Annotated in this window: 13 protein-coding genes; 12 read left to right on the forward strand and 1 reads right to left on the reverse strand. The window is 26.6% G+C overall.

The window, feature by feature from the left end; translation table 11 throughout:
- Positions 1–83: 83 nt before the first annotated feature.
- The 12 genes from VJI93_RS01645 (at position 84) to dltB (ending at position 11,090) form a co-directional block, all read left to right on the forward strand.
- On the forward strand, positions 84–836 hold the full coding sequence (locus VJI93_RS01645; RefSeq protein WP_323998772.1) for a PP2C family protein-serine/threonine phosphatase: 753 nt from the start codon (positions 84–86) through the stop codon (positions 834–836).
- Complete coding sequence (pknB, locus tag VJI93_RS01650) at positions 830–2,770, forward strand: Stk1 family PASTA domain-containing Ser/Thr kinase (RefSeq protein WP_323998771.1); 1,941 nt, start codon at positions 830–832, stop codon at positions 2,768–2,770. The genes VJI93_RS01645 and pknB overlap by 7 nt, the downstream gene beginning before the upstream one ends.
- A gap of 1 nt (position 2,771) precedes the next feature.
- The gene (rsgA, locus tag VJI93_RS01655; protein ID WP_323998770.1) at positions 2,772–3,647 is read left to right on the forward strand and encodes a ribosome small subunit-dependent GTPase A; all 876 of its coding nucleotides are present in this window, start codon (positions 2,772–2,774) and stop codon (positions 3,645–3,647) included.
- On the forward strand, positions 3,648–4,307 hold the full coding sequence (rpe, locus tag VJI93_RS01660; protein ID WP_323998769.1) for a ribulose-phosphate 3-epimerase: 660 nt from the start codon (positions 3,648–3,650) through the stop codon (positions 4,305–4,307).
- Positions 4,308–4,379: 72 nt separating this feature from the next.
- Positions 4,380–5,645, forward strand: a complete 1,266-nt coding sequence (gene obgE / locus VJI93_RS01665) for a GTPase ObgE (protein ID WP_323998768.1) — start codon at positions 4,380–4,382, stop codon at positions 5,643–5,645.
- Between the two features lie 12 nt (positions 5,646–5,657).
- On the forward strand, positions 5,658–5,954 hold the full coding sequence (gene yhbY, locus VJI93_RS01670) for a ribosome assembly RNA-binding protein YhbY (protein WP_323998767.1): 297 nt from the start codon (positions 5,658–5,660) through the stop codon (positions 5,952–5,954).
- Positions 5,954–7,099, forward strand: coding sequence for a nicotinate (nicotinamide) nucleotide adenylyltransferase (gene nadD / locus VJI93_RS01675; RefSeq protein WP_323998766.1), 1,146 nt, complete (start codon positions 5,954–5,956; stop codon positions 7,097–7,099). The genes yhbY and nadD overlap by 1 nt, the downstream gene beginning before the upstream one ends.
- A gap of 4 nt (positions 7,100–7,103) precedes the next feature.
- Positions 7,104–7,412, forward strand: a complete 309-nt coding sequence (rsfS, locus tag VJI93_RS01680; protein WP_323998765.1) for a ribosome silencing factor — start codon at positions 7,104–7,106, stop codon at positions 7,410–7,412.
- Positions 7,413–7,429: 17 nt separating this feature from the next.
- Complete coding sequence (locus VJI93_RS01685; RefSeq protein WP_323998764.1) at positions 7,430–7,801, forward strand: RidA family protein; 372 nt, start codon at positions 7,430–7,432, stop codon at positions 7,799–7,801.
- A gap of 361 nt (positions 7,802–8,162) precedes the next feature.
- Positions 8,163–9,677, forward strand: a complete 1,515-nt coding sequence (gene dltA / locus VJI93_RS01690; protein WP_323998763.1) for a D-alanine--poly(phosphoribitol) ligase subunit DltA — start codon at positions 8,163–8,165, stop codon at positions 9,675–9,677.
- A 10-nt stretch (positions 9,678–9,687) separates the two neighbouring features.
- The gene (gene dltC / locus VJI93_RS01695; protein WP_323998762.1) at positions 9,688–9,915 is read left to right on the forward strand and encodes a D-alanine--poly(phosphoribitol) ligase subunit DltC; all 228 of its coding nucleotides are present in this window, start codon (positions 9,688–9,690) and stop codon (positions 9,913–9,915) included.
- A gap of 2 nt (positions 9,916–9,917) precedes the next feature.
- The gene (gene dltB / locus VJI93_RS01700; protein ID WP_323998761.1) at positions 9,918–11,090 is read left to right on the forward strand and encodes a D-alanyl-lipoteichoic acid biosynthesis protein DltB; all 1,173 of its coding nucleotides are present in this window, start codon (positions 9,918–9,920) and stop codon (positions 11,088–11,090) included.
- A 234-nt stretch (positions 11,091–11,324) separates the two neighbouring features.
- Here the strand turns inward: dltB and dltD are convergent, their stop codons facing one another.
- Positions 11,325–12,467 carry a D-alanyl-lipoteichoic acid biosynthesis protein DltD gene (gene dltD, locus VJI93_RS01705; protein ID WP_323998760.1) on the reverse strand — a complete coding sequence of 381 codons (1,143 nt, stop codon included), beginning with the start codon at positions 12,465–12,467 and terminating at the stop codon, positions 11,325–11,327.
- Positions 12,468–12,538: the final 71 nt, after the last annotated feature.

Here is a 12,538-nt window from a genome sequence, read left to right on the forward strand (position 1 = left end):
TTGTTAAATTAAAAAAAAAATGATATAATACCTTTATGAAAATTGTTGGTTTTCATAAAGGTATTTTTTTAAAGGGGTGTTTTATGTCTTTTTATATGGATTCGGATAAAGGAAATGTTAGACAGAATAATGAAGACAGTTTTCTTTTTGAACAATTTGAAAAACTAAATATTTTAATTTTAGCTGATGGTGTAGGAGGACATGAAGATGGAGAAATTGCATCAAGTTATGCAGTAAATATAGTTATGGAATACATAAAAAGTAACTATAAACTATATTCAGATTATTTGCATTTATTAGTTGATGCTTTTTGTGATGCCAATAAAGTTATTTATGAGATAAATTTAGAAAAAAATTCAGGAGAAAATAAAATATCAAATAGACTTATGGGAACAACTTTAGAAGTTCTTTTATTTGATGGAGATATTTTATACTTTGGACATGTTGGTGATAGTAGAATATATATTAAAAATGATAATTTTAGATTGTTAACTAAAGACCATTCTTTAGTTCAATATTTATATTCAAGTGGGGCATTAACAGAAGAGGAAGTAAAAAATTATAATGATAAAAATTCTATTTTGAGAGCAATCGGGATGGAAAAACATGTAGAAGTCGATGTTGATTCAATTAGAATTAAACCTAAAGATATTGTACTTGTTTGTTCTGATGGACTTACAAATGAACTTGAAGATAACGAAATTTCAGAAATGTTAGACTTTAAATATAATGCAAAAGAAATGGTTTATAATATTATTTCCACTGTTAAAAATGGTTTAGCAAGAGATAATGTTACTGTTGGAATTTTTAAAAATGATGAGGAGATTATATGTTAGGATCAATTTTAAATGGCAGATATGAGATAATTGAAAAAGTTGGAATTGGCGGAATGGCCATAGTATACAAAGCTAAGGATATTTATTTAAAAAGAATTGTTGCCGTTAAAGTTTTGAAGGAACAATATCTTGAAGATAGAGAATTTATAAAAAAATTTGTTATTGAAGCGCAATCTGTTGCTAATTTAAACAATCAAAATATAGTTAAGATTTATGATGTAGGGCAACATATTGAAAATGAAAAAACATTTAACTATATTGTAATGGAATATATTAAAGGAAAGACTCTAAATGAATTAATAAAGGATAATGGAAAACTAAATTCTAATGCAGTTGTTTCAATCTCTAAGCAAATAGCTAATGCTTTAGATTGCGCTCATAAACATCATATAATACATAGGGATATTAAGCCACATAATATTATTATTGATGAAAATTTAAATGTTAAAGTTACAGATTTTGGTATAGCTAGAATTGCAACAAGTTCAACTATAACTTACACTTCTTCTGTACTTGGAACAGTTCATTATATTTCTCCAGAACAAGCAAAGGGAAAATTTATTGATGAAAAATCTGATATTTACTCTTTAGGTGTTGTTATGTATGAAATGATAACAGGTAGAGTTCCTTTTGATACGGATAATGCAGTTGGAATAGCAATGCAACATATAAATGAACCGTTGGTTGAGCCAATTAGACTTGTTCCAAATATGGAACCTTGGTTAAATGCAATAATTGTAAAATGTATGGAAAAAGATCCAGAAAACAGATTTGAAAGTGCTGAAAGTCTAATTAGGGCATTGGAAGATAAGAATGTAGGAACTAACCAAACAGTTGCATTTAACGATAATACAGACAGAGCTTTATATAGAGAATCTGTTTATAAGGCAGATAAGCAAAAAGATTTTAACAAACCGATTATAAAAAATAATAATAAAAATAGAGAAAGTCTAAAAAAGAAAAAGGGAATCTTTGATTATAGTATAACTTATGTTGTATTAGCTTTACTCATAGTAGCTTCCGTATTCTTTATATATAGATTGGCAGTTTCTAATAAAGCTACAAATACTGTAAAAGTTCCTCCAGTAATTGGATTGGATAAAGATGAAGCAATTAGAGTATTAAAAGAAAAGAAACTTAATGGACTTATAGTCAAGACTGTAAATGATGATTCTGTTGAGGCAGGAAAAATTGTTCAACAATCCCCAGCTCCTAACGCTGAAGCAAAAGAGGGAACAAATGTTGAACTAACTGTAAGTGTAGGCAAAAATAAAACGATAGTTCCTAATCTTTCAAATGTTGAGTTTGAAAAAGTTGAAGAATTATTAAAAAAGAGTAATTTATCATTAGGTAAAGTTGAAAGAAAATATGACGATAAAGTTGATGAAAACAAGGTAATAAGCCAAAGTGTGAATTATGGTGATGAGGTTGAAAAAGGAACTAAAATTGACATTGTAGTAAGTAGGGGAAAAGAAGATAAAAAGGTAGAAGTTCCTGATTTGATTGGAAAAACTGAAGCTGAAGCTATTAAAGCATTATACGATAGTGGGCTTGCAGTTGGTAGAACAGAGAAAAAGGCGGATTCTAAAAAAGCTGGAACTGTAATTTGGCAATCTTATGGCAAAGGCGTAAAGGTTGATGCGTCAACTAAGATTGATATTGTTGTAAGTTCAGGGAAAGCAACAAAGGACAATGTATTAAATTTAAGCCATTATACGGAAGATGATGCAGTTACAAAGAGGTATACTATTAATGAACCCGATAAAAATTATCTTTTACGGATTACCAAAAATACAGAAAAGGGTGAAACAAAGATATATGAAAAAACAATGGTTACAGGTAGTGGAAAATTGACAATAAATATAAAAGCTAAATCTAGTGATAAATTCAATATTTATGTAAATGGAGAACTTATTCTATCAGGTGAAAATTAATATGTTTGAAATTGGCGTTATATTTGATATTTCAAAAGATTTATATTATGTAAAAACTCCAACTGAAAGATATATGTCAAAAGCAAGAGGGGTTTTTAGAAAGCAAAAATTTTCCCCAATGGTTGGAGATAATGTTAAAATTGAAATTTTCGAAGATAATACTGCCTACATTGTAGAAGTTTTTGATAGAAAAAATAAAATTTTAAGACCTCCAGTTGTAAATGTAGATCAAGCTATAATAGTTTTTTCTTTGAAAGAACCAGAAATTTCATATAAAATCATTGATAGATATATAATGTATTATGAAGTAATGAAAATTCCAATAATTTTATGTTTAAATAAATGTGATTTAATCAATAAAGAAACGGAAATTGATTTTAGAAATACTTATGAAAGACTTGGTTACAAGATAATTTTTAATAGCATTAACTTAGATAATAGAAAACTATTTGAAGAAATTTGTAAAGACAAAATTTCGGTTATTACAGGTGCTTCAGGAGTTGGTAAAAGTACGATTTTAAATTTTTTAAATCCAGATTATAATATTTGGGTTGGAGAGATAAGTAATAAGACAAAAAGAGGTAAACATACAACAAGAGCTGCTACTTTATATGAATTTTTTGACAACTCATTCATTATTGATACAGCAGGGTTTACTTCTCTTGATCTTACTAAATTTATAGATAGCGAGGCTCAAATTAGAGATGCTTTTGTGGAATTTGAATTTGGCTCTAAATGTAAGTTTTCAGACTGTAGGCATATCAATGAACCTAATTGTTATGTGAAAGTTAAATTAGAAAACAGAAGTATAAGTAAAAGTAGATATGACAGTTATATATTTTACTTAAATGAATATCTAAAAAATAGGAGGTATTAAATGTTAGAATTATCACCATCATTATTATCAGCTGATTTTACAGATTTAAAATCTGAAATAGAAGTTTTAGATAAAAATGGAGTTAAGTATTTACATTTAGATGTAATGGACGGAATGTTTGTTCCAAATATTTCTTTTGGTCCAATGATAATTAAGCAGTTACGACCTTTAACAAATATGGTTTTTGATGTTCATTTGATGATAGAAGAACCTGATAGATATGTTCAAAATTTTAAGGACGCAGGAGCCGATATTTTAACTGTACATTATGAAGCTTGCAAACATCTTCATAGAACTATTTCTTATATTAAATCATTGGGAATGAAAGCTGGAGTTTCTTTAAATCCTGCAACTAATATTGACGTTTTAGATTATGTATTGGAAGATTTAGACTTAGTTTTAATTATGAGTGTAAATCCAGGCTTTGGGGGACAAAGTTTTATTCCTTCAGCTATTGATAAAATAAAAAATTTAAAAGAAAAGATAATAAAAAGAAATTTAAATGTTATAGTAGAAGTTGATGGTGGTGTAAAAACTACTAATGTTAAAGATGTCATTGAAGCCGGAGCAGATTTGATAGTTTCAGGTTCAGACGTTTTTGCGGATAAAGAAAATAGAATTAGAGCTTATAAAGAAATTTTTAAAAATTATGAAAAATAATTATGAGCTTGTCATTAAAAAAAGATTGAGCTTTCAATCTTTTTTAAAATTAAATAAGAAAAAGAGGTTAATATGTTTATAGATATTGCAAAAATAGAATTAAAAGCCGGAAAAGGCGGAGATGGCTGTGTTTCTTTTAGAAGAGAAAAATATGAACCTGATGGCGGACCTTACGGTGGCGACGGCGGAGATGGAGGAAGTGTAATTTTTATATCTGATGAAGGTGTAAGAACTCTTATGGATTTCAGATATAAAAAACATTACTTCGCTCAAAACGGAGAAAATGGAAAAACTAAAAAACAATATGGGAAAAAAGGGGAAGATTTAATTGTAAAAGTTCCCGTTGGTACATTGATTAAGGATTTTGAAACTAATAGAGTTATTCATGATTTTAAAGTTAAAGATGATAAATTTATAGTTGCTAAAGGTGGTAGAGGTGGTAAGGGAAATGCAAGATTTGCCACAAGTACAAGACAAGCACCTCGTTTTGCACAACCCGGAACAAAAGGAGAAGAGAGAACTATAAAATTAGAATTAAAACTAATTGCTGATGTTGGACTTGTTGGTCTTCCAAATGTTGGAAAATCTTCTTTGCTTTCTGTTTTAAGTGATGCAAAACCTAAGATTGCAAATTATCATTTTACAACATTGGAACCTAATTTAGGAGTTTGTAGAGTTGAAGAAAACAAATCATTTGTAATAGCTGATATTCCTGGACTTATTGAAGGTGCTAGTGATGGGATTGGACTTGGATTTGAATTTTTAAAACATGTTGAAAGAACAAGACTTTTAGTTCATGTTTTGGATATTTCTGGAATTGAAGGTAGAGATCCTATTGAAGATTACAATACTATTTATAAGGAATTAGAGCTTTATAATGAAAATATTAAGAATAAAAAAGAGATAATTGTTGCAAATAAAATAGATTTACTTACTTCTGATGAGAATTTAAAAAGAGTAAAGGAATATTTTAAAGATAGAACAGTATTAGAAATTTCTGCTGTTACACAAATGGGAGTAAAGGAATTAAAATATAAAATATTTGATGAATTATCAAAAATCGAAATAGATTATGAGACTTTTGATGAAGATTATGAATATATAGAAGAAGTTGAAAAAGAGGCTTATGAAATTTATAGTGAAGACGGGACATTCTATGTTGAAGGACCTCTTATTGACTATTTAGTCTATATAACTAATTTTGAAGATTATGATTCTTTAAAATATTTCCAAAAAGTTTTAACTGATAAGGGAGTAATTGAAGAATTAAAACAAAAAGGAGTAAAAGAAGGTCAATCCATTGTAATTGGAGAAATGGAATTTGAATTTTTTGAATAATAAGGAGAAAATATGATAAACCCAAAGCAAAGAGCATTTCTAAAGTCTTTATCTCACTCTATGGAACCTATTATGAATATAGGAAAGCATGGAGTTAATGATGAAACTATAAGACAATTAGATTTGGCTTTAGAGAAAAGAGAGCTTGTAAAAATCAAAATTCTAAATAACAATTTGGACGATAACAAAGAAATAGTAGATTTAGTTTTACAAAAAACTAGAGCAGAATTTGTACAACACATTGGAAATAAATTTGTTATTTATAGAAGAAAAAGAAAAGATAAAGATAGAATAGAGTTACCAGAATAATGAAAAAAATTGGAATTTTTGGTGGAAGTTTTTCACCTATTCATAATGGTCATTTACAAATTGCTGAGGACTGTTTGCTAGAAATAGGACTTGATAAGATAATTTTTCTTCCAAACTCAAATCCTCCACATAAGGCTGTAGATAAATTTAGTTTTGATACAAGAGTTGAAATGTTAAGATTAGCTTTAGAAGATAATGAAAACTTTGAAATTTCTCTTGTCGAAAATGATTCTACAAAAGTTCATTACTCCTATAATACCATTAGTGAAAATTTTTACAATGGTGAAGATAAATTTTATTTCATAATGGGAGATGATGAGTTTTTAAGTGTAAGGTCTTGGTATGAATATGAAAAACTTTTAGAGCTTACTTCAGTTATAGTTTTTCTAAGAAAATACGATTATGATTTTATTTTAGAAAAAAATAGAGAAATAATTGAAAAATATGATATTAATATTATTACAAATTCTGTTATTTCAATTTCATCTACAGAAATTAGAAATAGAATGAATGAAAAGAAATCTATAGAATATCTTATACCCGAAAAAGTAAGAGACTATATTTATGAAGAGCTTAATTATTTTGATATACTTAAAATAAAAAAAGATTTAAAGGAAAAACTTTCAAAGAATAGATATGAACATTCTTTAAGGGTTGCAGAATACTGTAAAAGACTTGCTAAAATATATAATGCTGATGAACACAAGGCTTATTTATCTGGACTTGTTCATGATTGTGCAAAGAATCTAGAAGAATATTATATGTTGAATAAAATAGTAAATTCTGATATAATATTGGATGTTGAAGAAAAAAATAATCCAAAAATTCAACATGCACCAATAGGGGCAGCTGTTTGTAAAAATATATATGGTATCTTTGACGATGAAATTATTTCAGCGGTTCGTTATCATACAACAGCAAGGGAAAATATGTCTTTAATTGAAAAGATTTTGTTTATATCAGACAAGATTGAGCCTAATAGAATGTATGATACAGCTGATGAGCTTAGAAGGATTGCAGATTATGATATAGATAAAGCTATAATAAAGTTTTTAAATGATAGTTTTGAATATTTAGAAAAAAACTCTCAAAAAATTCATCCCTTGTCAATTAAAGCAAGAGATTATTTAGTAAATATGAGGTGATTTTATGGAAAAACTTGATGTTATATTGAAAGCATTGGATGATAAGATTGCAGAAAATGTTGTAAGCATTGATTTAAAAGGAAGATCATCAATTGCTGAATATTTTGTTATCGCAACTGGGAGCGTGGTTAATCACAATCAAGCTATTTGTGATGAAATTGAGTTCCAATTAAAAAAGAATAATATGGACTGTTTAAGTACAGAAGGATATAAAGATGGAAATTGGATTTTATTGGACTGTGGAGAAATTATAGTTCATATTATGACAGAAGATTATAGAAGCTATTACAATCTTGAAAGATTGTGGGCATAGATTTAGGAGGTAAAAAAATGAGCGTAGAATTTTTAAAAACTGATAAGGCTCCAGCAGCAATTGGACCTTATTCACAAGCTGGAAAGGTTGGTAATTTAATATTTGTTTCTGGACAATTACCAATTACAAATGGAGAATTACAAACTGAAATAAAGGCTGCAACACTTGCTAGTTTAACTAATGTTTTAGAAATTATTAAAGCAGGTGGTGGAAGCATAGAAAGTATTGCTAAAGTTAATGTTTTTGTAAAAGACATGAATGATTTTGAAGCAATTAATGGAGTTTATGCTGAATTTTTTGGAAATCATAAACCAGCAAGAGCTTTAGTTCAAGTTGCTAAATTACCAAAAGATGCTCTAATAGAAATAGAAGCAGTAGCAGCTGTTTAAAAATTTTTATACTGATGTTTAAATACATCAGTATTTTTTTGCAAAAATATATTTTTGTGGTACAATTATTCAATTATTTTGTTAAAAAGTTAAATTATTTATTGATAGTTGCGCTATCAGGCTTTTGTTTTTCTTCTATTTTTGGTATAATATAACCTATGAGAATATAATTATCGTAAATAAATTTAGTATTTTAGGTTTATTTAAAGTTTATAGTATAAAATATAAGTGTGTTACGATATACTTTATTTTGAGTTTAGTTTAATATTGAAGATATTAAATATTAGATTAAAAATAAAATAAAAAAGTAATATTACGGAGAGATACACTTTGAAATTTTTAATGATTTGGAGGATTTTTTGTGAAGTATTTAGAAACTTTTAATAGTTATAAGAGTTCAGAAAAAATTGCCTATATTTGTGATGACAAATTCATTACATATAGGGAGCTTATGTTATATTCTGATAGACTTGCAAAATATATTTTACAAAATTTTGGAGCTGGGAATAAAGATGCAATTGCAGTTTATGGACACAAAGATTTTTTAATGTTGGTTAGTTTTTTAGCCTGTACAAAATCAGGGCATCCATATTGTCCGATGGATATATCTTTTACTAGAAATAGAGTTGAAGATGTGTTGACTGTAACTGATTCAAAATTTTCAATTTTTACAGAAGATTTGACTGTAGATGAAAAATTTAATATTTTAAATAAAAAAGAGATTTTGAATATTATTAATGATGAAAAATATGATGATATTTCAAATGATGGCCTATATAAAATTGAACCAGAAGATATTGTTTATATAATTTTTACATCTGGAAGTACAGGAAAGCCTAAGGGAGTTCAAATAACATATGATAATTTAAATAATTATATTGGATGGATACATAATGTTGTAGGAAATGAGAAAAATAAAATTTACTTAAATCAAGCACCTTTTTCTTTTGATTTATCAGTAATGGATTTATACTTATCTTTGTTTTCTGAATCCACTTTATTTGCTATAACGAAGGAAGACCAACAAGATTTTTCTAAACTTTATCAAAACTTGGAAAAATCTGGTATTACAAATTGGGTTTCTACTCCTTCATTTGCAGATATGTGTTTGTCTTTGCAAGAATTTAATTCTGAAAATATAAAGAATATAGATTATTTTCTATTTTGTGGAGAAGTTTTGACAAAAAAAACAGCACAAAGGTTAAGGAAGAGATTTCCAAATGCAAAAGTTATTAATACTTACGGGCCTACTGAATCTACAGTATGTGTTACTGATATTTTAATTACAGACGAAGTTTTAGAAAAGTTTGATATACTTCCACTTGGAGATGTTAAAAATGGAAGTAAGATTGAAATACGAGAAGATGATAAAATTCTTGGTGATGGGGAAATTGGAGAAATTGTCATTATTGGAGATACAGTAAGTAGCGGATACTATAAAAATCCTGTTCAAACTGAAAAAGCATTTTTTGTTACTGAAGATGATAAAAGAGCTTATAAAACAGGGGACTTAGGATATTATAAGGATGGAAATTTATTTTTTTCCAATAGAAAAGACTTTCAAGTTAAATTAAATGGGTATAGAATTGAACTTGGAGATATTGAAAGCAATCTTTTAAATATTGATGGTATAAGTTCTTGTTGTGCATTGCCGAATTATGATTCAGATAATAAAGTTAAGAGCATAACAGCTTTCATAGTAAGTAAAGTGATTGATGATGAAAAAGAATATATAAAGTTTTTAAAAGAAGAATTACAGAAATATGTTCCAAGTTATATGGTACCAAAAAAATTCAAATTTTTAGAAAAATTACCAATGAATAATAATGGAAAAGTTGATAGAAAAGAATTAAAAAAAATTTTAGAAAATAGATAGGGAGATTTACATGGAAGAAAAAGTTTATGAAATTTTAGAAGACATTTGTGAAGAGGATTTAAGAGATACTCCTGATGTGAATATCTTTGAAGAAGGTCTTATGGATTCTCTTGGGCTTGTTAGATTTATTGTTGAAGTTGAAGAAAGATTGGGAATAACTTTAGGAATAATGGAATTAGATAAGGAAGTAGTTAATACACCAAATAAAATAATTGAATTTTTAAATAGTAGGAAGTAGAAATGAGTTTTTTTAGCGGATTAAATTTCTGGTTGGTATTTATTTTAATGTCCATACCTGCAGTTATTATAGGTATTAGAGAAAAGAAAAGTAAATACTATATCTTAGGAGTTTCTCTTGTTTTTTGCGTTATGGTTTATTCGAAAAAAATAAATTCATTAATATCATTAACTATATTTGTAATATATGAGTTTTTATTGATTAAATTATTTTTAAAGCTTAAAAAAGAGAAAAATTTTGACAAAGTTTATATATTTGTACTTTTAAGTTTACTACCACTTATTTTAGCTCGTGTATTACCCTTTACAAAAATACATTATAGATTAGGATTCTTAGGAATATCATATATCACTTTTAAAGTAATGCAAATACTTGTAGAAATAAAAGATAATTTAATAAAAGAAGTAAAATTTGTTGACTATTTATCTTTTATGATATTTTTTCCAACCCTTTCATCAGGACCAATTGATAGAAGTAGAAGATTTTTTAAAGACTTGGAATCTACAATAACTAAAAGTGAATACTTAGATAAATTAGGAAAAGGGATAGAATATATTTTACAAGGGCTTGTCTATAAAATGATTTTATCACAGTTGATTTTTGATAAGATGAATGTTGTTGCTGAAAGACACTACACAGTTCCTAATCTATTAATATATATGTATCTATATGGATTTTATTTGTTTTTTGATTTTGCAGGATATAGTTTAATGGCAGTTGGAGTTAGTAAAATTTTCGGAATTGAAACTCCAATGAACTTTAATAAACCATTTTTGGCAAAAGATATGAAAGACTTTTGGAACAGATGGCATATTAGTTTATCACATTGGTTTAGAGATTTTGTTTTTAGTAGATTAGTTTTTGGAATGTTCAAAAGGAAACTTTTAAAAAGTTCATTAACTACTGCTATGGTTGCCTATATTGTTAATATGTCTGTGATGGGTGTTTGGCATGGATTAAAGTTAAGCTATCTTTTATATGGATTTTATCATGGAGTTGTTCTTGCATTTACAGAATTATTCCAAAAAACTAAATTTTATAAAAATAATAAAAGCAAAAAATGGTTTGAATATTCATCTATTTTTATTACTTTTAATTTGGTTATGTTTGGATTTTTCATATTCTCAGAAAAATTTGTTTACATTTTACGAATATTAGGAGGTAGATTATGGTAAAAAAAGAAACACAAGAATTTATATTCAGAGTTGTTTTTTATACTTTGATGATCACCAGTATTATAATTTTTTGTGTATTATATGATTTTAACGTCGTAAAAGAATTTATATATAGTAATTTTTAGGTATAAATTTTAAGATTGAGAAAATAGTATTCTCAATCTTTTTTTGTGAAAAATCTAACTATTAAAAAGGAGTAGCTTACATAATAGTTACTCCTTATTTTTTCATACTTTAGTCATTCTGTTTTAATAAATCTTTTTGTAATTTTATAAAACCTAACCTTCCTAAATGCATTACATCGTTAAAAAAGTAAGGTTTATAGGAATACATACTATAGTCTGTAAGTTGTACTTGATTTTCTTTGGCAATCTCTTTTATTTTATCATAATACTCATTTATTGAGTCTTTAGAAATACCTGTATAATCTGCCCAATATCCCTGCAATGGAATCATTATAAGATTTACTTCAAAACCAAGCTCTTTTGCAACAGTTAAAAATAATCTTAAATCATCGTATTCTGGACTTGCTGAATAACTTTGATTACTCATATAGCCTTCATATTTTTTAAAATCATCCTTTATATATTTATTATAATATCTATTTTCTATATAAAATTTATTATTATCAGTTTCTTTCTCTGCTCTTTTTGTAGCTTCTTCTTCTAAAACTTCCCAATCTATTCCTTTAAATTTTAGATTATTTACAGAACTATCATATTCATATTTTTTAACGAAATTTCTCTTTTCTTGTAAATCATATTTAAACTTTAAAATAGGGTTTATAAGCTTGTAGAAAAAATTAGGGAAATAGATATTATCTACAGTTGAATTGATAAAACTTGTTGAATCAGTTAAATTTTTTATTCTATTATACATTTTTTCTTTAGTAGTATTAGAAATATTTTTATTATCAAAGAAATGATAAAGATGATCTAATGAAACTCTATTTTCAAAAGCTTCTTTTTCTAAACCCTTTTTTTCAAACCATTGCATTGATAATATTAAGTTAACTTTTTTAACAGGTATATCACTTCCAATAGAACCTAAAACAATGGACTGTAATAAACTCTGATAATTACCTCCGCCTATTTGCATTATATTTTTATCTGAATAATTTAACAATTGTCTTGGATGTTCTTCATTTTCTAGTGTTGTTACAAGTTCCGATGAACCCATAAGTAAAATTGTATTTTTATCTATATTTTTTATCAACACATCATAAGAATTATACTTTGAGTATAAAGTATTATATTTTATACTATTATTTTTTACAACGATATTTTTTTCAATATTTTTTGAATAATACATTAGTATAAAAGAGGATATAATAACAGACAAAATTAATGAAATTACTAATGCTTTTAATCTTTTCATAAATTCTCCTAAACTTTACCATATTTGAAATTTATAAAAACAAATATAACCAATATTTTTATGTTCTAGTA

This window comes from Parvimonas sp. M20 (assembly GCF_035282425.1).
In the GTDB taxonomy this organism is placed as follows: Bacteria; Bacillota; Clostridia; order Tissierellales; family Peptoniphilaceae; genus Parvimonas.

Bases quoted from the DNA above. Each gene is read 5' to 3' on its own strand.
- VJI93_RS01645 (WP_323998772.1), top strand. From the start codon at position 84: ATGTCTTTTTATATGGATTCGGATAAAGGAAATGTTAGACAGAATAAT.
- pknB (WP_323998771.1), top strand. From the start codon at position 830: ATGTTAGGATCAATTTTAAATGGCAGATATGAGATAATTGAAAAAGTT.
- rsgA (WP_323998770.1), top strand. From the start codon at position 2,772: ATGTTTGAAATTGGCGTTATATTTGATATTTCAAAAGATTTATATTAT.
- rpe (WP_323998769.1), top strand. From the start codon at position 3,648: ATGTTAGAATTATCACCATCATTATTATCAGCTGATTTTACAGATTTA.
- obgE (WP_323998768.1), top strand. From the start codon at position 4,380: ATGTTTATAGATATTGCAAAAATAGAATTAAAAGCCGGAAAAGGCGGA.
- yhbY (WP_323998767.1), top strand. From the start codon at position 5,658: ATGATAAACCCAAAGCAAAGAGCATTTCTAAAGTCTTTATCTCACTCT.
- nadD (WP_323998766.1), top strand. From the start codon at position 5,954: ATGAAAAAAATTGGAATTTTTGGTGGAAGTTTTTCACCTATTCATAAT.
- rsfS (WP_323998765.1), top strand. From the start codon at position 7,104: ATGGAAAAACTTGATGTTATATTGAAAGCATTGGATGATAAGATTGCA.
- VJI93_RS01685 (WP_323998764.1), top strand. From the start codon at position 7,430: ATGAGCGTAGAATTTTTAAAAACTGATAAGGCTCCAGCAGCAATTGGA.
- dltC (WP_323998762.1), top strand. From the start codon at position 9,688: ATGGAAGAAAAAGTTTATGAAATTTTAGAAGACATTTGTGAAGAGGAT.
- dltB (WP_323998761.1), top strand. From the start codon at position 9,918: ATGAGTTTTTTTAGCGGATTAAATTTCTGGTTGGTATTTATTTTAATG.
- dltD (WP_323998760.1), bottom strand. From the start codon at position 12,467: ATGAAAAGATTAAAAGCATTAGTAATTTCATTAATTTTGTCTGTTATT.